Origin of the sequence: Thiomicrorhabdus sp. zzn3 (assembly GCF_029767755.1) — a bacterium.
Taxonomy (GTDB): Bacteria; Pseudomonadota; Gammaproteobacteria; order Thiomicrospirales; family Thiomicrospiraceae; genus Thiomicrorhabdus.
The window spans coordinates 315,662-336,753 of sequence record NZ_JARUQS010000002.1 but is presented as its reverse complement, the minus strand read 5'-3'; the positions used below and the strand labels follow the sequence as shown (position 1 = coordinate 336,753).

The following is a 21,092-nucleotide window of genomic DNA, read 5'->3' as shown; positions in this document are numbered from 1 at the left end:
AGAAGAAATCAGGTCAGATCTGAATAAAAACGATAGCCATTGCGGCCATGCAGCTTGACATCATATAAAGCCTGATCGGCTCGGCGCAACAGAGGCTTACGTTCCAATGAATCCTGAGGATAAATGGCCACACCGGCACTGATGGTGACACACACCTCACAGCAGTGAGTAACGATTGGAGTGGAAAACGCCTGCATGATTTTATCCATCACCGGCCTGAAGGCTTCTTGCTGCTTAACCCCTTCAATAATCAAACTAAATTCATCTCCGCCCAGACGCGCAATCGTATCGCTGCTACGTAAACAATTTTTTAGCCGGCTTGCTACCTCTACCAACACTTCATCCCCCGCCTGGTGTCCAAGAGAATCATTGATTTCTTTAAACTTATCAACATCAATGAACGCCAACCCCATCATCTGTTTTTCACGATTAGCGCGCAAAATGGCGTGCTCAATTCGATCATCAAACAAACGTCGGTTCGGCAAACCGGTTAGCTCATCATGACTCGCCTGGTAGTGCATTCTCTCAGCCTGTTCCTGAAGTGCGCGCTGCGCCTGCATCAGGTCGGTAATATCATGGGCCGTTTCCACAATTGCACTGATCTCCCCGTTTTCATCATGCAAAGGAACGGCGGTTAATTTAACGAAATGCTCACATCCTTCCTCTCCATGGTCATGTATCACCGAAACCGTTTCACCACTTTGCACCGCCATTTGCAGCGGACACGGGTGCTCTTTACCCGAACATGGCGAACTTCGATAATGAGATACCTCATAGCATTTGGGACACCCCGGATCCGCAACCCACTCTGGCTTGATACGTTCTCTTGCCGCCTTATTCATCAAGCGTATGGAGTAATCGGCATTGATGACCATGACCGCATCGGCAATCCCGTCCACCACATCCTGTACAAATTGATGCTCTTTTTCGCGCTCCTTTTCTAATTCCTTATGTTCACTGATATCCCGCACGACGGCCACGTATTGCAGCCGATCACTCACTTCCAGCATCTGTACGCGTACGTCAACTGGATAACACGGACCATTTTTAGGGCAAAAAACCGTTTCAAAACAGACATTGTCTTGTGGCCGTTCTGCGGAGTTCAAAGGTTTAAGTTTGGCCAGAAACTGCTCCCGATCCATTTCCGGCTGAATGTCTTTGGGCGTCAACTCCATCGCTTCCTCGAAGGTATAACCGATATTGTGAAGCGCGGCTTGATTCAGATAAGTAAACTTGAGCGAGAACTGATTAAAAACGTAGATTTGATCACTGCTTTGGTCAATCAAGTTGATGAGTTCTTGGTTATGCTGCTCGGTCGCTTTCTGTTCCGAAATATCAATAACGGTACCAAGAAAATGGCGTGCCTGACCGTGCTCATCTCGTTCAATCGAGGTGCGATCATCAATCCAACGAATCTCTCCGGCTTTATCCAAGATTCGATAGACTTGACGAAAACGGCCCGTCCCTCTGTTTACATGTTGAACGACTTCATGCGTTACCCGTTCGAGGTCATCTGGATGAATAATGCTCGCATAGGGAATCTCACCGCTGAGGAAGTCTTCTTGAGTATAGCCAAACATGTCGATGTTTTTGGAGACATACTCTACCGGCCACCCTGCCTCGGCACGCCAGTAAAACATAACAGCCTGACTGTTATCCAAAACCTTCTGAATCCGATCGTCTCTATCGGTGCTTATACTCATATTTCAGGACTCTTTGGGGTGCCATTGACACCCTCTGCGGCGCGCTTCTTCTTCCAGCTCTTTATACCCCTGCAACACATCGGCCTCTACGCCTTCCACACCCAGTTCAATACTGCGCCGATCTTCCTTATCAATGCTGGGCAGACTAAACAGCCTAAGCTGGGGAAACCGTCTCTCAAAATCTTCCATAAAGGCAACCCATTCCGATTCCTGGCCATCCATCAGCAGCAAAGCTTTTTCAACTCTGATTGGCTGTGTCAAATCGGCATAGTGATTTTGCAAAACCCACTCCATCATGGGTTTTGCCATCATCGGAAATCCAGGCATGAAATGATGGTTGTTTATCGAAAAGCCGGGCACGCGATTATAGAAATTAGGGATGATGGTAGAGCCCTGCGGGTACTCTGCCATACGAATACGCTGAGGATAGGCTTGCTCGCCAAACTGAGCCTCTATCTCCCTGACAGCCTCGGGGTGGCGCTCTAAAGGCAGGCCGAGGGCTTTAGCGGCAGATTGGCGAGTTCGGTCATCCGGCGTAGCGCCAATCCCCCCGAAACAGAAAACAATGTCACCAGTTGAGAAACTTTGCTGCAAGGTTTCGGTTAACAGCCCAGCCTCATCACCCAGAAAACGCACCCAACTCAAAGACAAGCCTCTTGCGCGTAGCAACTCATTAGCCTGAGCCAAATGTTTGTCTTGGCGCTTACCGGAGAGAATCTCGTCACCGATAATGGTTAAGCCAATGCGTGGAATCAATTGCACCCTACCTCCGGAATTGCGCTTTCAGAAGACCATTAATTCAATGTTACTTCGACGCCAATGTGCACATTCTTATCCAGCTCGTAATCCGAACTTAAATTAAAGTCCGCAGCCAGATACCGAAAACCGACAAACCCGTTCACACTCGGAAGGATTTGCAAGTCAGCACGCACCCCCATCTCAGTCACCGAATCGGCATCGCCCGAAGTCACAATTTCAGGCGAATGCATGATTTCAGCCGACAACGAAGCTGGAGAACTGGTAGGCAGCCAATAACGCCCGCTCACACCCAACATCAAGCCAAAAGCCTCTAAATCCTGTTCATCCTGAGTCACGTAATAGGCCTTACCTTTTAAACCGAGTTCCAGGTTAGGGTTTCCACCCATGCCTTTGCGCTGCACCCCGACTGAAGCGGAATACATGCGATCACCTGGTTCATTATAAAAATAGTGCGCGGCATAACGCGTCGAATCGACAGGGGTTTGCGTCTGAGAGAACAGACCGAAATTGGCGGTTTCGTCAGAAACCGCTAAATCCAAACCCAATGAGTTGGCCTGTGCCGTTGCAGCAAAAAACGTACACGACAAAAATGTGGCTTTTAAAGCAGATTTAAAAGGCATGATATAACGCATCTATTCTTTTCCTTTTTCTTTGATGGTTTCAATGGCTTCGCTGACCTGATCACCGGTATCCTGGATCTGTTCAACGGCTTTCTGGGCACCTTCAACCCCTTTCTGGGCAAACTCTCGGCTACCGAACCAATCGAACATAATCGCTAAAATGATCAACAGCACCAGTATGAAGATGAATACTATTTTTCCAAACATAAACTAAAGTTCTTACTCACTATATTGTTATTTTAATCAAGCACTTCATGACTCGGCTTGTGTTAATGAAACCAGTCTTTGGGTTAATTGCTGCAATAACTCTTCCGCCAATAACTGCAGCGCCTCATCAGAAGGTGCCTCACCATCATTGTTTTTAGAAAGGGCGCCTTGGGTCTCGTCATTGAACGAAAAAAAATCCTGCTTGCTCGGTTCGCTCAGAGTGATCTCGCTTAACAAGGTCTGTGAAGTTTCATTTTCATCCACAACCTCGATATAGTAATTCAAAATCAGGTCCGGCTGCTTTGAACTCACTTGAAGCCCCTGACTGCGTAGCGCTTTTGCCAAATAGGCCTGATAGCCTTCGACTTCAGGCGCCTGCTCGTCAAGCATAATTAAAAATTCGCTGAACAGGATCGAAATGCGACGATCCATTAACATTGCCAACGAACTGTCTGAAGACGACTCGGATGAAGAGTGCAGCCTATTGAGACCATTTGCCAACCACTTGTATTCTTCAATCAATGGCAGTGCAGGCAGAAATCCCTTGAGCTGTTGCAAACGCGTGCCGCGATCCGAAAAAAAGCGGTAGTCCGCCAATTTTAAATTAATCTCATTCAATCGGCTTTGTAAGGCGTCCACCAAAAGCGTTTTGGAAACATGCAGACGGCCTTCAACCTCGTTTCCATCCTGTTTTTCAAGCATGATCACTTGCTCAGGCAATATCCAATGATCTCTCACCGAGAGGCCCACATTCTGGCGAATACGCCGCTCCAATGGCGAATAATTCGAAGAAGGGGGCATCGATTCGGAAAACAGGAGACGGACCTGTTGGTTCAACTGCTGACGCGCGCGTTCAATCGAGACTCCGTCTGCTTCGTTGAAAATTTGAACAAGATCCACAGTTGCATGAGACGGTGGGATCTGCGGCTTAACTTCGGGATTGAGAGGCATGGATGAAAAAACTTGCATAGAAGAGCAGCCGGCCATCACGGTTGCCAACGTAGAAACCGCGGCACTCCTTATCCATCTTGACCTCATAGACATACCCTCTCTCCTCTCTTCCATCGGCAATCCTAGATAAAATGCTTATTTTTTTGTTATGCCTAAATCATACTCGGTTAACCAAGATTATTCATCTTTAACACCGCGAAATATTTAAGAATATTGCATTCCCGGCCTAAAAATTCGCCGGATGATTTACTGCGATTTGCCACTACGCCAATGGCGGATCTTAAAACGCGCCGGATGCGATGCATGATAAAGGGCCGAAGGCAGCGGCAAAGCCTCCCCCTGCAAATCGGCGACAATCATCTCCGCCGCAAGAAATACCGACATTAATCCTCTGGCACCATGCCCGTTAGACACATACAGACCAGGCTGATAGCGCTGCTGAGGATAACGATAAACCGCATGGGTATGTGACTGAGACAGATATGCAGCCTGCAAATAATCCACATCTGCAACTGGGCCGATTATTGGCAAATGGTCGGGCGTGGTCGGCCGAAACGCCACCCGCCCCTCTACCTCGCGTGCATCGGCGTGCAACCAATCCGGCAACGCTCGAGATACCTGTTCTAAATTGGCTTGATGACTTGCCTGAGACAGCGAGGCAGAAAGACTTGGGGCTTCAAACGTGGCGCCGGTAACCGCTTTACCCTGACCGCAAGGCGCGGAATACCCCAAATGAGTCACTGCGCACTGCAACGGCCAGCCTTGATGTTCCGGTTTAAGGTGCGTCACCTGCCCTTTCACCGGACGAATTGGCAGCCCCAGACGGGTATTTAAGCATTCGTTTAAGGCACCACTGGCTACCACCACACAATCCGCTGCATAAGAATAAACCTGCCCCCCCTGTTCCGCTACCACAGACCAGGCCTGATCAGTTTGTTCAACCTGCGTGACCGTCTGCTGATAGTGCACCTGAATATTTGCATGATCCAAACAGCGTTTGACTACGGACGGCGGATTCACCCAACCGCCTTGCGGAAAAAACAGCCCTGGTTCGGATACGGCTCCTCCTGCAATCTGCGCTGCTTCGTTCTGCTCCATCCAATAGGCAAAATCGTTCGGCAAGCCCACTCTTTGCAAGGCTTCTTCAATCCGCGTACGCGCCGTATCGGTGACCGCCAACTGCAACAAACCAGTCAAATCCCCCTCAATCTCGCCCGTTTGCAGCCACGGCAATAAACGTCGCAAGGTGGCGCTTAATCCGACCAGATACCACTGGCTACGCAGATTCCAGTCGGCCGTCACCAGCGGATGCACCGCGCCAGCCAGGTTACCTGAGGCATGCTGAGCCGCTTGTTCATCGGCTTCCAACACGATCACCTGCCAACCCGCTTCCGCCAGTTGATAGGCGACACTGCCCCCCGCCAATCCGGCTCCCACCACCAAGGCTCTACCCGCTTCCATTGCGGAAGGCCGGCTAAACCACGGGGCTTTGGAACTGTAAGGCCTCACCTGCTCCAATTGGCCGAAACACATTTCACGCTTCTTGCCGTGACCGGGGGCTTTGCGCACCGCAAACCCCACCTTTTCCAGACCGCGGCGCACCACTCCGGCGGAGGTAAAGGTCGCAAAAGTGGTCTGCATATGACTTAATCGCGCCATCTGTTGAAACAGCGTCGGTTGCCACATTTCCGGATTGCGCGATGGCGCAAACCCATCCAAAAACCAGGCATCCACTTTGGAATTTTCATGCACATCCACTTCCGACAGGCCGCTTAGCACATCACCAAACCACAGCGTCAACCTTACTCGCCCGTCAAACAGCCACACATCATGCCATCCCGGCAGCAGCACGGGATAGGCGGCACACAGCGCCTCGGAGATACGCAGCAATTCGGGGTGCTGCTGGTGCACCGCATGCGCCTTGCGCAAATCCTCCAGTTTTAAAGGAAACTTCTCAAAGGAAATAAAGTGCAACCGGCTGGTTTCTGGTGCCGCTTGCAGCCAAAGATGGACCGCCACCAAAAAGTTCAGCCCGGTACCAAAACCGGTTTCGGCAATACAAAACCGACCGGCACTTTCAAAGCGCTCGGGCAGACGATTATGCTCAATAAAAACATAACTTACTTCCTGCACCCCATCGTGACGTGAATAATAAACATCGTCAAAACGTTTGGAATGAGGAACCTGTTCGTCGGTCCAGTTGAGCTCGGCAGAAGTGATCTTTTCCAGTTTCATCGGTGTAATAAATGAGGCTGTTAGCACTTTTCAGATTGGGCAAGAAGGCAATATTATAAGACGGATTGCGTCGTGCGTCTTAATTGCCTCTCAATCGAGTACAATGAGGACAAAAACACCCAAATGAATCATCATGCCCAAGCCATTATTAAATCGCCTACTTGAATTGCGCCGTGAACTCAAACGCCTGCGCCAGCGCAGCCTGCTGATTTTAAGCGGTGACGCCCAGTGGCATCGGACATGCCTTGACGGCCTTTGGGGCCAGGACGAAACCGTCCTATGGCAAGGTTGTGCAGCGCCTAATCGCTATATCGCCATTGAAGAGAGTCAACTGAAGCACCGTTTGGGCCAGGAAGCCGACTCGGTGATTATCGATCTGAAAGAGGGATTTAGCGCCAATGGCCTCGGCATTGTCTCCGGTCTGATTCGTGGCGGCGGCCTGCTGGTTTTATTGATGCCGGAAATGAAAAACTGGCCAAAGGCGCCCAATCCGGCGAGCCGCCGTTTTTTAAGCTCGCCTTATACCATCGAGCAGACAAATCCTTTCTTTCACCAACATCTGTTGAATGTTTGGCAGCAAGAGGCCATTTGGCTGCATCAGCACCAATCACCGCAAACTCAGCAGGCCTCCTTGCAAACCGCAATTGGCGCACTGAAGACGCAATCTCGACCCGCGCCGTTCAGCCTGCCAACCAAAGCGCAGATAGAAGCCTTGCAGGCGGTCGAGTCAGTTGCGTTTGGCCATCGCAAACGCCCCTTGGTGCTCAGCGCCGACCGCGGTCGCGGTAAAAGCAGCCTGCTGGGACTGGCCGCCATTGAGTTGCTGTGCAAAGGCAAACGACAGGTTGAGATCACCGCCAGCCGTTATGAGCAGGCAGCGATTGCGTTTCATCAGGCCTGGCAAACGCTGCAAGATCATGATGATTGGCAATTGCTGGAACAACGACCAGGCCTGCTCAGTTTTCAATATCAAAACCAGACGAAAACACTGAAATTCAAAGCGCCGGACGAACTGGTCAACACGCCCTCGCAAGCGGATGTTTTGATGGTTGACGAAGCCGCTCACCTGCCGACACCGATGCTCACAGCCCTGCTCACCACCCATCATCGTCTGGTATTTGCCACCACACTGCACGGCTATGAGGGCTGCGGTCGCGGGTTTGAGCTGCGTTTCAAACGCCAGCTCGACCGACTGACGCCTCACTGGAAAAACCAGCATCTGCTGCAACCTATCCGCTGGGCTGAAGCCGATCCGCTCGAACGCATTATGCAACAGAGCCTGTTGCTGGATGCCGAAGCCGCCGAAATCCAAACGGACGGCTCTTTAGGCCGCACCTCAATGACTTGCCAAATGGAGCCAATCCAACCGCTGATTGACAATACCGACCGTCTAAAACAGCTTTTCGGCTTGCTGGTCCAGGCGCATTATCAGACCTCACCCAATGACCTCCAACAACTGTTGAGTGCACCTGATGTCAGGCTATTCACCGCCAACTGGCAAAACCAGATTGTAGGGGCCGCATTGTGCATTGCAGAGGGAGGCCTGGCCAAAACGACTGAAACCCGATGCCTGCATGGACACTTGGTACCGCAACTGCTCAACCATCAATATGGTGAAACGCGCTTTCTCACGGCGCGAGGCTGGCGCGTTATGCGCATTGCCGTCCATCCACAACGGCAAGCACAAGGCATTGGCCGACAACTGCTCAAGCAAATTGAACACCACGCCATGAGCCAGAAGCTTGAATACCTCTCAGCCAGCTTTGGCACCCAAGACACCCTGCTGAAGTTCTGGTTTCAAAACCATTACAAGCCGCTGCACTTGGGGTGCAAACGCGACAAGGCTAGCGGCAGCTATACCCTGGTCGTTATGCGCAGCTTAACGCCAGCCATCGAGCAAGCTTGCCAACAAACGCAACAGGCCTGGTCACAGCAGTTTCCTCATCTGCTAATTGAAAACTTGCAATCCCTGGAAGCATCGCTGATTTCCCAGCTTTTAAGCGAGATCGTCATCTACTTTAAAGTCGACGAGACAAAGGCAACGGAACCGATCCAGGCCTATCTACACGGACACCGGCCTTATGAAGCCATAAGTGGCCAGCTGTGGCAATGGGGATACAGACACGCTGAGCAGCTAAGCAGACTGTCCGAACTAGAACGGAATATATGGATTGAAAAGATTTTCAAAAAGCGCAACTGGCAGGAGGTGGCGAGCGAATACCAACTGGCCGGCCGCAAGGCCGTTGAGAGCACTTTAAAAAGCGCCCTCAGCAAACTGCAGCCGAAGTCTTGAACAGAGTATTTATCCAGGTTTCACGTGAAACACTGTCGTTTGACTACCACTTGGTCAGACGGCAAACACCACCGTTTTATTGCCGTGGATCAGCACACGGTCTTCCAAGTGGTAACGCAGCCCCCGAGCCAGCACGGTTTTTTCCACATCGCGCCCAAGGCGCTTCATGTCATCAATGGTATGCGCGTGATTCACACGAATCACATCCTGTTCAATAATCGGCCCGGCATCCAGAACTTCGGTCACATAGTGGCAAGTGGCGCCGATCAATTTCACCCCGCGTTCATTCGCTTGATGATAAGGGCGCGCACCGACAAACGACGGCAGGAAACTGTGGTGAATATTGATCACTTTGCCTGCGTAGTCGGCGCACATCTGCGGCGGTAGAATCTGCATGTAACGCGCCAGCACGATCACATCCGCACCGTACTGTTCAACCAAAGATTCCGTATCCGCAAACGCCTGCGGCTTATTCTCCGGGGTAACCGGTACATGATGAAATGGTACGCCATGCCACTCAACCATGGAGCGCAGATCATCATGATTGGCGATTACACATACAACCTCACCCGGCAACTCGTTTTCGTGCCAGCGATGCAGCAAATCGGCCAAACAGTGGGATTCTTTGGAAGCAAACAGAGCGATTTTTTTCGGTTTTTCCGAGTCGGAAAGGTACCATTCCATTTCAAACTGCTCGGCAATTTTGGCAAACCCGGCTTCAAAATCGGCCAAATCTTCTTTCAGTGAAGAGGCCAAAATCTCATGGCGCATAAAAAACCAGCTATTCACCGGATCGGTATGATGATTGGCTTCTACAATGGTTGCTCCCTTATCGGCGATATACTGGGCGACCGTAGCCACAATTCCGACCTGATCGGGACAAGAAATTACCAAACGATAGACTCTGCTCATAAACTTTATTCCAAAACCAATTAGACTATGCGGTTTTGGATTCCGTTTCAATCAGTGCAAATTCATCAGCATGTTCTTCTAGAAACGCATCATTTTGCTCAGCACTATCGGGAAGGGCCAAAACCGTTTCCGCGATTGTATCATTCACCGCCAATAGATTGAATCCTTGCATCTTGTCTTCCAATCCCATCACTTGATCGATGATGCGTGTTGATGTCGAGGAGATCTGCTCCACTAAAGCCGCGTTGTGTTGCGTTGCACCATCGATATCCAACAGCGCCTGACTCACCTCTGCAATTCCGTGCGTCTGCAGATCCAAAGCCTGATTCATTTTACCAACCATCTCACCAATACCCTCGATCGACTGGGTATTCTGCTCAAATACCGTCTGCGTCGCACTGGACAGCTCCATCCCCTCAGAAATACTTCGCAGATTATTGTCCGTGACCTGCTTGATGTCTTTCGCCGCCTGCGCCGATTTCTGCGCCAATGCACGCACTTCTGTGGCGACCACAGCAAAACCGCGACCGGCCTCTCCGGCACGTGCTGCTTCTACCGCAGCATTCAACGCCAGCAGATTAGTTTGGAACGAGATACTGTCAATGACATCGGTAATCTGTGCCACCTGCTGACTGGCTTCCTGAATTTTTTCCATCGCCGCCACCATTTGCTGCACAATCGTGACGCCTTCGGCCGAATCCGACTTAACCTGCCGCGTTGCAGCCCCCACTTCTTGAGCCTGTTCTACCGTCTGATTGACGGTCATGATCATTTCTCCCATACGAGCCGTGGTTCTTTGCACCACCTCAGCCTGTTTTTGTACACGCTGATTCAGATCCTGATTGCCGTCACTGATCTCTTTAATTCCATGCACGGCATGCTCGGAGGCCTGACGAACCTCATTCAACATATCACTCACACTATGCGCCATTCCGGACATGTGTGTCTTCAACTCATCCAACTTACCTCTGTATTCACCCTGCATCGCAAACGAGAAATTTCCTTGGCTAAAGTGCTCCAGAGCTTCGGCCTTGCTGTTAATCGCGTCTTCTAAATTCTGCAACGACTCATTCAGATAGCGCTTTAGGTTTGACAAGTCCCCCGGCATATTGACGCTGATCCGTTGAGAGAAGTCACCGTCACGCATTGCACGCGTTACTTGGCGCACATCATCAATCGCCTCATGCTGCACACGCAGAGCTGCATGCATGCTCGCCATCACAACGCCATACTGACCTTGATATTGGCGCAAATCCACCTCATGACTCAAGCGGCCTTGCTCCAATGCCTGGCTCACCTCCACAATATCCTGCAACGTCGATTGAATGCGCTGCACGCTCTGATTGAAGTTCTGACTCAGTGACAACAAATCTCCCTGATAGTCGGCACTCATTTGGCGCTGTAAATCCCCGCTCGCGAGCGCATGGCTGACCGCACTCACTTCTGACGTCGCATCACCAATACGTTTTAACAACTGCTCAATACTCAGCCCCATATCCACCAATTCATTACGTCCGTCCAGCGGTTTCCAGCTGCCAAACTGGCTATTGACCGCGATGTCACTGACGGCTTGACGCATGGCCTTCATAGGCCCAACAATTGAGCTGCGCAGTACCGTATTAAACAAGACCATCACAGCAATCGCGCCGAGACTGATCCAGACTAAAATGTCGGTACTTTGACGGCTTTCAGCCTCGACGGCTTGCAACGTAGCCACTCGCTCTTCTCTCAAAGAGTTGGCGAGTTTAATCAGCGTCATATTGCCCTGTTCAGAAAGTTCCGATAGAGCGCGGTTATTATCCGCCGTTGTCGCCAAGTAATCCTTAAGGTCGGCAAAGGATTCATAGTAGTCATCCCGCGAACTAACAATGGTTTCTACGGTCTCTCTGACCGAGAAATCCATGGAGAAGGATTCCGCCAAATTTTCAAACAATGGATTAACGACATCTCCCAACCCGGTTTTATCGAACTCATCACGGTAGCTGACATCGCCACTAGACACCATTTTGGCTGCTAAAATTTGCGACACCCCCAGTTTCTGCTCAATCTCATCCAGTGCCTGGCGCGTTTCCGTATTGTCTTCGTCAATGGCTTCGCGCATTTCATTTAACGCTCTGAGCAGCTTTTCGCCACTTGGCGTCAAACCGTATTCAATCGTACTGTCGATGTTCTGCTTCAAAAAAGCATAACTATTAGTGGACTTTTTCAGATTGATCAGCACTTGATTAAGGCTGAACATCGGCACAATCATGGCTTCAAGTTCCGGCGGATAAGACTGCAACACCCAATATCCGTTACCCCCCACTTCCGTTTGCGCGCCCAACGATTGCAACAGGGTTTTCAGCTCTTCCAGCTGATCATCCAAACTCTGGTTAAACGCCTTCCCGGCTTCTTCATCCAAGGTCAGCAGATAGGTATTCATGCCCTGTACGGTTTTAATAAAGTCTTCATGAAATTGCGCCACTTTAACCGTACGCTCCTGCTCAACGCTCACCAATTTTTGTGCGGAATGTTCCGCCTGATTCATCGCATACCAGCCTGAGATGGCGACACCGGACAGAAAGATCACTGCCATTAACAAGTTCAACCACAGACGACCGCCAATTGTGAGCCGTTTAAACATATTTTTCCCTTTATTTCCTGACGTTACCTTGAAAAGATAATGAATTACTTATTCCTTTTATTGGATGATTAGATTACAGAAATTAGAAAACGGCAGGTTTGACATTTTTATGACAGTTTATGACACCAAAACCCGCTAAAAATCAGGGCTGATGTCACTATCTCAAATACCTTTCCATCGCTTTTTCAGGTATAATTTTTTAAAAATTAAGAATTCGGAATGGTTATGAAAATCGTCTCATTTAATGTCAACAGCGTGCGTCTGCGCTTGCACCAATTACAGGCCTTAACAGATCAAATTGCGCCGGATATCATCGGCCTTCAGGAAACGAAAGTTCAGGATCACGAATTTCCGCTGACTGAAATTGAAGCCATGGGCTATCAAGCCATTTTCATGGGACAAAAAACGCATTATGGCGTCGCCCTGCTTTATCGTAATGGTGTTGAATTAGTTGACAGTCAGAAAGGCTGGAAAGACGATAGTGAAGACGCTCAAAAACGCATGATTATCGGCGATTTTCGTTTTGAAACGGGCGACATCATACGCGTCATTAACGGCTATTTCCCACAGGGAGAGAATCGAGAACACCCGGTTAAATTCCCAGCCAAAACCAAATTTTACCAGGACCTCATGAGCTACCTGCATAGCGACTGCGACCCACAACAACCGTTAGCAGTCATTGGTGATTTCAACATTTCACCTCAAGACATCGACATCGGAATCGGTGAGCAAAACCGCAAACGCTGGCTGCGTGACGGAAAAACCAGTTTCTTGCCTGAAGAGCGTGAATGGTGGGATCGCCTGCTACGCTGGGGGCTCAAAGACACCTTCCGCACCATTCATCCGGATGTAAACGATGTGTTTAGCTGGTTTGATTATCGCTCAAGAGGCTTTGAACGCGAACCTCGCCGCGGACTGCGCATTGATACAATTTTGGCCACCGAACCACTTAATGCCAAGGCTGTGGCCAGTGAAGTGGGATACGACATTCGAGCCATGGAAAAACCCTCCGACCATGCACCGGTATGGACCGAATTTAAACCGTAACCACTTTAAGGAACTTTAATGAGCGATTTTCATACCCTCAAAGTGGTGCACTGTGAAAAGTTTACTCCACACATCATTCAACTGCTGTTACGCCCGGATTTCCCCGTCACCTATGCGGCGGGTCAGTACATCATGCTCGGATTTGAGCGTGAAGACCTCAAACCGTTTTCCATTGCGTCCGCGCCCCGAGAGGACGGCTTGATTGAATGCCACATCCGCAAGCAGGCAGATAGCGCTTGGATGGAAAGGCTATTTGCCGTCGAGCCCGGAGATACATTAGTGATGCAGGGCCCTAAGGATCAGATGCAGATCCAGCCTGCCCACCAACCGATTATTTTTGTGGCCGGCGGGACTGGCTTTGCACCTATGAAAGCCTTGCTTGATGAGTATTTGAAGCAAAACACTGAAGTTCCTTTACATTTCTACTGGGGGGTTCGTCACTCTGAAGACTTGTATATGCACGACCAAATGCGTGACCTGGAACGCAAACATGGCAACTTAATTTATGTTCCCGTGATTTCGGAAGACGACCCTCAATGGGACGGTTTGACCGGACTGGTGCATCAGCAAGTGCTTAAAGATTACCCCTCTTTGGAGCATAAGACTGTCTTTATGTGCGGGCCCTGGCCAATGATTGAAGCGGCCAAAAAAGACTTTTCCGCCGCCGGACTCGATCCCGTCGCCTGCATTCACTGACTGTTCATTACAAGGTCTCTTCCATGAAAAAACTCATCGCCATTAGCCTTCTCATTCTCCCCTCATTGCTAATGGCCGATGCGCTTACAGGCGACTCTAAAACCGATTCTTTCTCCCCACCCGGCCTAACGGTGGAAAACCTGACCGACTGGGTTCCCGGCGCCTATGATCTCTGCATCCACAATATGCTACTAAATGGCTCAGACAGCCTGACTGTTGGAGAAATTCGACAACAATGCGCTAACATAAAAGCCCCAGAACAACCGCTTTCTAAGCGTCATTTAAGTGAAGTCTTAACCGAAAAGAACCCATTTGTCATCACGCCACATCGACTCAACTATGCGATTTTTGGGCACTATACGTCCGACGTCAATCAGACCCCCTTTGAGCTGCAAAACCCAGACACGCCACTGCACTACGAAAACAGCGAGCTGCAATTTCAGGTTAGCTTCAAGTTTCCCCTTGCTAAAAAAGTGATTTACGATACCTTTGATGTTTACGCAGCCTATACCAACCGTTCTTTCTGGCAGTTTTTCGATGACAAAGATTCAATCCCGTTCCGTGAAACCAATCACGAACCGGAACTGTGGGCTGAATTTCACGCCAACCTGGACATCTTTGACTTCAATCTGCACAAAATATTAATTGGAGTTAATCATCAATCCAACGGTCAATCCGGTCTCCTGTCCCGCGGCTGGAATCGCGTATTCGTTCAAGGATTGCTCCAGCGTCCAGAAGGCTACCTGAGTTTTAAAACCTGGCAGCGTTTTGAAGAAGATGACGAGTTTGACAATAGTTTTGACTATGCGAAATATTTAGGCGATTATGAAATTGAGCTGGGCTACCGTTTTAACCAACATACACTGGGCATGACCCTACGCAACCGCTACTTGGTCAATCCCTACGGCTCTGTTCAATTGGATTACACCTATCCTTTGACGAAAAAAATCAAAGGCTATGTACAGTGGTTCAACGGCTATGGCGATAGTTTAATCGACATGGACCACCACCATAATAAAATCGGTATAGGCGTAGTGTTAGCGGATCGCATCTAAAATTTGCCCCTTACTCGGAGCGGGATTGGGGAATTTAGATCCGTTACACAGGGAGGACGCAATCGGTGCAGACAATCTCTTTTAAAAAGTTAATGCTGAAGCAGATCGCCATAGCCGTGGCCGCCAGCTTCATTATCAGTTTTGTGATTACCTTGATTCCCGGCTACCTACTGCTCAAGGCCAATATTCAAAACGATCTGAAACAGTTGCAAAAAACCAGCCACGACGAAATCAGTCTGCATCTAGCAACCGGTTGGCAGCCGCAAAATATTCAAATCATTCTGCAACATTTACAGCAAGAAATTCCGAATGCGGTTTTTTATCTGTTAAAAGCCGAACCCTTTACTGAAACCCACAACCATGCGTCAGCCACGCCGCCCGAAAGCGTCATTCGCCAAATGGATGAAGCCAAGTTAAAGCAAACCATCGCCTATGACACCGATCTTGTCAACGGAAAGCTTTATGCCGCCTATCCGATCTATTTTGAAAAACAGTGCCTAACCTGCCATATGCAAGCGGTTCAAGCAGGATCAATCCGCGAAGGTCAGCTGGCCGGAACCATGGCGTTTCAAGCGCCCATTTCGGTTAAATATATCTCCTCCGTCTCCATGCTGCTATTTTTCGTCCTATTTCTATTCTCCTTTATCACAATCGGAGTTTTTCTGACGCAGCGTTTACTGCAGGACAAGCTTATTAAGCCGTTGCATACTTTATCGGGACGCATTGCTAAATTGAAACTGGATACCAAAACTCAAGAGACTGACTGGAAAAGAACACCAAACGAAATATTGGAAATCGACCGCATTGATGAAGAGATCAGTAAACACATTCATAAGATTCAAGGCATCTACAGCAAACTTGATGCTTTGATCGTCACCGAACACGAAACCGGGGTGTTTCACAAGGATAGGTTCAACGAGGTCATGCGATATGAAATGCTGCGATCTCAACGTTATGAGCACGCTTTTTCAGTGATTGTCGTCAAACTGGCAAAAGTCCTGCCGATTGATCAAAACCTTGCAAATCAGGGGTTGAATGAGGAGCAAAAAAGTGCGGCGACTGTCGAGTTCAGCGACCAACTCGTCAATCACACTCGGGTAACCGACTTGATTTTTCGCATTACCGATAGCCTGTTTGTCATTATCGCACCGGAAACCGACCAGGCCGGAGTGTTAGGGCTCAAACAACATTTAAGCCAAGAGCTTAAAAGTGAGGTTCAGACCTCCAGGGAGTATCATTTTGAATTTCAAATCGGCCAGGCTACTTACGGTGAAGATGGCGTGACCTCGAAACAGCTGATGCATGAAGCGCTGATCAATCTGTCCCCGATAGAAAACACCCTACCGAACAATCCAAACAACTAGTTTAGAAGAGCGCTTAGGATTGCTTTTTCTCTAGCTGCAAAATCGCTTCTTTATAGGTCAACGCCGCTTGGCGTTCTTCGCCTTCGGCCTCATAACATTGCGCCAAGGCATGGAAAGTCTCGATTTCAGGCCGTAAGCTCAAGCTTTTTTTCAAATAACTCTGACCCAGCCCCCACATTTGGCTACGGCAAGCTAGACGTCCCAAAGTCAGCAATAAAACCGGGTTTTCCGGCTGTTTCTTCACCCACGGCTCCGCCTTTTTCAGGCGCTCGAAGGCCGGTCCCAAGGTCAGTCGACCGTATTGATACACCAGCCGATCATTCCACTGCCTTTTCAGACTTTTCTCGATCCAATCCGCTAAACCGACTTCCTGCTGCCACCCCAAACGCTGCTCAATGTATTCACTCAGAATATCGGGATTCAATTTCTGCCGATTATCTAACTGCTGCCACAGAGCATCCAGCTCTTCTTCTCGAGACACACTCGCCAATTTGCCGGCCCACAGTTGCACCTCCAGTTCGGCAAAATGTTCACGGTCTATCGCCGAGCTACGTTTAAGCTTAGGTAAAAGCGTTTCAAGCTTGTCCCATAGCTTCAATCTCTGCAACAGTCGGGCGTACTCTGCCAGCACCGTCGTCTGTTTTGGATGTTGCTGGTGCAGCGTTTCCAAAATCGTCAGCGCCACATCCGGTTTCTGATCGCCCAGCAAACGAGCTTCAACCAGACCAATGGTCACGTAATCCTCGGGATACTCGGCTCGCGCCTGCGCCAAATATTGATCACGACGCTCATAGGCCTGTTGATTATCCGCCATTTTGGCTGCGCTCAGATAGTGCACCAAGCCCGCTTCACTGTGTTTAGCGCTCTTGATCAACTGCTTTTCCGCTCGATGCCAGTCACCGTATTCCAGGGCAATCATGCCTTTTGCCATTGCATTTTCGGCTTTGCTATAGCGTTTAAGGCGTTTGCGATGCTTTAAACGCTTGGGCAGTTGCCATAAGGTAATCAAGAGGCGCATCAGAAGATAAACCAGCAAGAAGCCAAGCACCCCACCGGCCAGTGCAAAGCTTAGACTGGTTTCAATAATCCAGTCGCCCCACACCATCGAAAGACGGCCGCTGTCATACAGCGCCAAGGTTGCCAGCGCGGTGCTTAATCCAAACACCAATGCCCAAATGATGACTTGTTTCATTGAACTCCTATCTGTACGAACACTGCGCTTTTGACTGTTTGCGCGCCCTGTACAGCAAACCTAAATTAAAAACTCAACAGGCCTGACACAAAAAGATTAACGACCCTGAATAATGGCCAAAGGCTGAGGTTGCAATAAGCGTGCACTGCGAACCTGCTTTAAAATTGTCCCAAATTCGTCTGCTTGAGCGGAAAAGGATTGGGTTACAAACGCCTGTAAGGCATCGCACGCGTCGATCAGATCCGTTTTGGATTCAATCATCAGCGCCCACTGCACCCGTTCTATCAGCAGATTCAGGCGCTGCAACAGCACATCGTGTTGCAGTAACGATTCCACTTCCCCAAGGCTCTCGGCCTCTTCACGTTTTTTCAGTGAGACCAAACCGCTCAGTCTATGTAGAAATTGATCGACCGCCGAGGCTGGCGCGAGCCCAGCCTCTTGCGATTGCTCGGATTGCGTAATCTCTTTTTTCGGGAGTGATGCGGCGAGTTGTTTTAACTCTGCAACCCACTGCTGATGCTGCGCGCGCGCCTGCTGCCGGTATTGAGCGTAACCGTCCAGGGTTTGTAGATCCTGACCGATTTTACGCGCCACCTCGGTCTGATGCTCCAACTCACTCATCGGCAATGCTTGTTCGAGCGCCAACAACTGCTGCTGGGTTTGCAGGGGGTTGCGTTGTAATAACCATTGGGCATTGATCTCCAGCATCCACTTTTGCAGCTGGATTGAAGTCAATTTAGGTGTTATCTGCGACGCTGCAGGGTCAGCAGGCTGCTGTTGCAACTCCTGATCACGGAATTCAAACAGCTTTGACAGTGCATCTCCCATTTCACTTAACTGGGTTTGCACTTTTTGTTCGAACTGCTGTAACGCTAGGACATCTTCCTCACTCGGCTGCAGCCGTTTACCGGCTTCATCAGAAAGTTTTTGCCACTGCGTTTGCGCTTGCTCACTCAAGGTTTGCAGCTGTTGCTGCAATGCTTCGCGCTGCACTTTCATGGCTTCCAGCTTTTGATCGATCGTGTGTTGCAAGGCCTCCAAATCGGCTTGGCTAACGACAGGTTGATTTTCAGGTCGAGCCAGCAGTTCGGCCACTTTTTCATCGACCATCTTCTGCTGCTGCTCGATCTTTGCCACCAAAAGCTGATTGGTTTCATGCAGTTGGGCGACCTGACTTTGCAGGCGGTTGATGTGCTCGATTTGCCAGTCCTGATCCGGGCGAGTGTAAATCAAAGTCAGTACAATCACCGCCAGCGAACCGCCCCATAGAACGGTTTTAAATAGCACCCTTTTGCCGCTGCCGTCAAAGAACAGACTTAACCGGCCTGATGAATTCGATGCTTCTTCAGAGGCCGCCTGGCGGTTGCGTGAAAAGGCACTGCCTCGTGCTTCCTCTGTTGAGGCTCGAGCACTCTGATCCGCTCGCCGTTTCATTGACGGTTCATTTTCTTTCTCAACGGTTTCGGTGGCCGAGTTGTCCACCACCTCTCCATCAATCACGCGGCGTTCCGCTTTGGGGGTCACCGGTTCTGTCATACCGAATTCTTCCTTAAAATACCCTGTATGGTTTGCACAATTCCTTCGTCACTCTGAGTGTCAACCACTGAGATCGCGCCTTTCCAACCTTGCTGGTCCGCAGTCTCGCGAATACGTTCGCTAAACACAATTAAGGTTTGTGCTTTCAGCCAATCTGACCAGGCCTGTTTCGTTTCATGCCCTTTGCTCTGTGCCGTTCGCTCGGCCTGTTCTACTGCGTTCAACAATGCCGTTAAGCTTGCAGAACTGGTCGCCAGCACTAAAGGATTTGGCGCTTGTAAGAACGTGGGCCAGACATCCATACACAACGCTTTGGCTTGACGGCGATAGAGAATCAGATTCTCAACCTGAGCACCACGCTGTTCAAGCTCTGATTGCAGTTTATCACGACCGCCCTCGCCTTTAACAATCAGAACATGTTGCCCTTGAAGAGACTGCAAATCCGCTCGCGCCAACAAGGCTTCACTGTCAAACCGAGCGCCTTCGGCGGTTTGCAGATTCAATCTCAACGGTTTGCCGGCCTTTACGGTGGCCTGACCGATGGCAAACAAACCGGGCGCTTTCACAGAAGATTCGCTCGGCTGGGACAGCTCTGCATCCAAACCTTCTTCTGCAAAGCGCCTGACCGCATTAGCGCTGATAAAGATAATCTTATTGTAGCCAGCGATCTCACCACGCTTTGCTTCAGGCAAATCGACCGGCACGATTTCCAGTGTCGGACATACTATTCCCCGTCCGCCAGCCGCTTGCAGCTTGTGCTGCAGCCCGGCTGATTGCTGTTCCGGCCGGGTATTGAGCAAAGTAAACTGAAGCAAAGGAAAATCTCCCAAAACCGATCAGCGTTGCTCGGCCGAATACACCTCATCGAGAATCTTCTGCGCGCCTTGAGCCAACAAATCTTCTGCCAAGGCGACGCCTAAGGCTTCCGCCTGGTTGCTCGGTCCGTCAATAGAGGCCTGTAAAATGGTTGATCCATCGAGTGTACCGACAATACCACGCATACTCAGATGATCACCATCCAGTTCGGCAAACACGCCGATTGGTACCTGGCAGCCTCCTTCAAGGCGGTGGTTCATGGCGCGCTCGGCACGGGTGCGGATTTCGGTTTGCGGGTGATTCAATACCTTGATGATTTCCAAGGTTTCGGCGTCTTCAGAGAAGTATTCGATACCCAAAGTGCCTTGCGTTACCGCCGGCAAACACACCTCAGGATTCAGCTCGTGACGGATACGGTCATCCAGCTTCAAGCGCTGCAAACCGGACGTGGCCAATACAATCGCATCATATTCTCCGGCATCCAACTTGCCCAGTCGGGTACCGACATTACCGCGCAGATCGCGCACATCCAAGTCGGGACGTTGCGCCATCAACTGCGCTTTACGGCGCAAACTGGAGGTTCCCAGAATCGCACCTCGTGGCAGCTCATCAAAAGAGGCGTACTGGTTGGAAACAAATGCATCGGTGGGAGAATGACGCTCTAAAATCGCACCCAAAGCGAATCCTTCCGGCAACACCATCGGCACGTCCTTCATGGAGTGCACCGCAATGTCGGCTTCTCCCGCCATCATGCGATCTTCCAACTCTTTGGTGAATAACCCTTTCCCGCCAATTTTTGCCAAAGGCACATCCAGAATCTTGTCGCCCTTGGTCGACATTGGCAACAGCTCGATTTCCAGTCCTGGATGTGCTTTTTCCAGTTCCGCTTTGACAAATTCGGCCTGCCACATGGCCAACGGGCTTTTGCGAGTTGCGATTCGTAAGGTCTTTTTCATTCATCCATCCAATTGGTTTACTCACCGACCGCTGTGCCGGTGATTACGGGTTTCGGCTATTTAGCCCCGACGATTGGGCCATTTTACTGAAAACCGACTTAAAGTTTTAGTTAAAATAAGCGCTTAA

At 49.9% G+C, this 21,092-nt stretch carries 17 protein-coding genes; 5 read left to right on the top strand and 12 right to left on the bottom strand.

Annotated features, from left to right (window positions below):
- Positions 1 to 8 precede the first annotated feature (8 nt).
- From QCB44_RS09155 to mnmC, 6 genes are all read right to left on the bottom strand, one after another.
- On the bottom strand, positions 9 to 1,703 hold the full coding sequence (locus tag QCB44_RS09155; protein WP_279409605.1) for a sensor domain-containing diguanylate cyclase: 1,695 nt from the start codon (positions 1,701 to 1,703) through the stop codon (positions 9 to 11).
- 3 nt (positions 1,704 to 1,706) lie between these two features.
- Positions 1,707 to 2,465, bottom strand: coding sequence for a competence/damage-inducible protein A (locus tag QCB44_RS09150; protein WP_279409603.1), 759 nt, complete (start codon positions 2,463 to 2,465; stop codon positions 1,707 to 1,709).
- Positions 2,466 to 2,497: 32 nt separating this feature from the next.
- The gene (locus QCB44_RS09145) at positions 2,498 to 3,094 is read right to left on the bottom strand and encodes a YfaZ family outer membrane protein (RefSeq protein WP_279409602.1); all 597 of its coding nucleotides are present in this window, start codon (positions 3,092 to 3,094) and stop codon (positions 2,498 to 2,500) included.
- On the bottom strand, positions 3,095 to 3,289 hold the full coding sequence (locus tag QCB44_RS09140; protein ID WP_279409600.1) for a hypothetical protein: 195 nt from the start codon (positions 3,287 to 3,289) through the stop codon (positions 3,095 to 3,097).
- 45 nt (positions 3,290 to 3,334) lie between these two features.
- Positions 3,335 to 4,333, bottom strand: a complete 999-nt coding sequence (locus QCB44_RS09135) for a hypothetical protein (RefSeq protein WP_279409599.1) — start codon at positions 4,331 to 4,333, stop codon at positions 3,335 to 3,337.
- Positions 4,334 to 4,486: 153 nt separating this feature from the next.
- Positions 4,487 to 6,475, bottom strand: coding sequence for a bifunctional tRNA (5-methylaminomethyl-2-thiouridine)(34)-methyltransferase MnmD/FAD-dependent 5-carboxymethylaminomethyl-2-thiouridine(34) oxidoreductase MnmC (mnmC, locus tag QCB44_RS09130; protein ID WP_279409597.1), 1,989 nt, complete (start codon positions 6,473 to 6,475; stop codon positions 4,487 to 4,489).
- 133 nt (positions 6,476 to 6,608) lie between these two features.
- Here mnmC and QCB44_RS09125 point away from each other — a divergent pair, with 133 nt between their 5' ends.
- On the top strand, positions 6,609 to 8,768 hold the full coding sequence (locus QCB44_RS09125; protein WP_279409596.1) for a GNAT family N-acetyltransferase: 2,160 nt from the start codon (positions 6,609 to 6,611) through the stop codon (positions 8,766 to 8,768).
- A gap of 54 nt (positions 8,769 to 8,822) precedes the next feature.
- Here QCB44_RS09125 and purU read toward each other — a convergent pair whose 3' ends face one another.
- Positions 8,823 to 9,680, bottom strand: coding sequence for a formyltetrahydrofolate deformylase (purU, locus tag QCB44_RS09120; RefSeq protein WP_279409594.1), 858 nt, complete (start codon positions 9,678 to 9,680; stop codon positions 8,823 to 8,825).
- Positions 9,681 to 9,705: 25 nt separating this feature from the next.
- A complete protein-coding gene (locus QCB44_RS09115; protein ID WP_279409593.1) occupies positions 9,706 to 12,303 on the bottom strand; it encodes a methyl-accepting chemotaxis protein in 2,598 nt (865 codons plus the stop codon).
- Positions 12,304 to 12,528: 225 nt separating this feature from the next.
- On the opposite strand from QCB44_RS09115, the gene xthA reads away from it, so the two are divergent.
- From xthA to QCB44_RS09095, 4 genes are all read left to right on the top strand, one after another.
- Positions 12,529 to 13,350 carry an exodeoxyribonuclease III gene (xthA, locus tag QCB44_RS09110; RefSeq protein ID WP_279409592.1) on the top strand — a complete coding sequence of 274 codons (822 nt, stop codon included), beginning with the start codon at positions 12,529 to 12,531 and terminating at the stop codon, positions 13,348 to 13,350.
- A gap of 18 nt (positions 13,351 to 13,368) precedes the next feature.
- A complete protein-coding gene (locus QCB44_RS09105) occupies positions 13,369 to 14,046 on the top strand; it encodes an NAD(P)H-flavin reductase (RefSeq protein WP_279409591.1) in 678 nt (225 codons plus the stop codon).
- A 23-nt stretch (positions 14,047 to 14,069) separates the two neighbouring features.
- A complete protein-coding gene (locus tag QCB44_RS09100; protein WP_279409589.1) occupies positions 14,070 to 15,101 on the top strand; it encodes a phospholipase A in 1,032 nt (343 codons plus the stop codon).
- Between the two features lie 65 nt (positions 15,102 to 15,166).
- Entirely contained in the window at positions 15,167 to 16,465 is a 1,299-nt protein-coding gene (locus QCB44_RS09095; protein WP_279409588.1) for a GGDEF domain-containing protein, read from the top strand.
- A gap of 13 nt (positions 16,466 to 16,478) precedes the next feature.
- On the opposite strand, the gene QCB44_RS09090 is transcribed toward QCB44_RS09095, so the two are convergent.
- From QCB44_RS09090 to hemC, 4 genes are all read right to left on the bottom strand, one after another.
- Positions 16,479 to 17,657 carry a heme biosynthesis HemY N-terminal domain-containing protein gene (locus QCB44_RS09090; RefSeq protein WP_279409586.1) on the bottom strand — a complete coding sequence of 393 codons (1,179 nt, stop codon included), beginning with the start codon at positions 17,655 to 17,657 and terminating at the stop codon, positions 16,479 to 16,481.
- A 96-nt stretch (positions 17,658 to 17,753) separates the two neighbouring features.
- Entirely contained in the window at positions 17,754 to 19,193 is a 1,440-nt protein-coding gene (locus QCB44_RS09085; protein ID WP_279409584.1) for a hypothetical protein, read from the bottom strand.
- Positions 19,190 to 20,008, bottom strand: a complete 819-nt coding sequence (locus QCB44_RS09080; protein WP_279409583.1) for a uroporphyrinogen-III synthase — start codon at positions 20,006 to 20,008, stop codon at positions 19,190 to 19,192. The genes QCB44_RS09085 and QCB44_RS09080 overlap by 4 nt, the downstream gene beginning before the upstream one ends.
- A 21-nt stretch (positions 20,009 to 20,029) precedes the next feature.
- Positions 20,030 to 20,965 (bottom strand): hydroxymethylbilane synthase, encoded by a 936-nt coding sequence (hemC, locus tag QCB44_RS09075; RefSeq protein WP_279409581.1) that lies wholly within the window; start codon positions 20,963 to 20,965, stop codon positions 20,030 to 20,032.
- Positions 20,966 to 21,092: the final 127 nt, after the last annotated feature.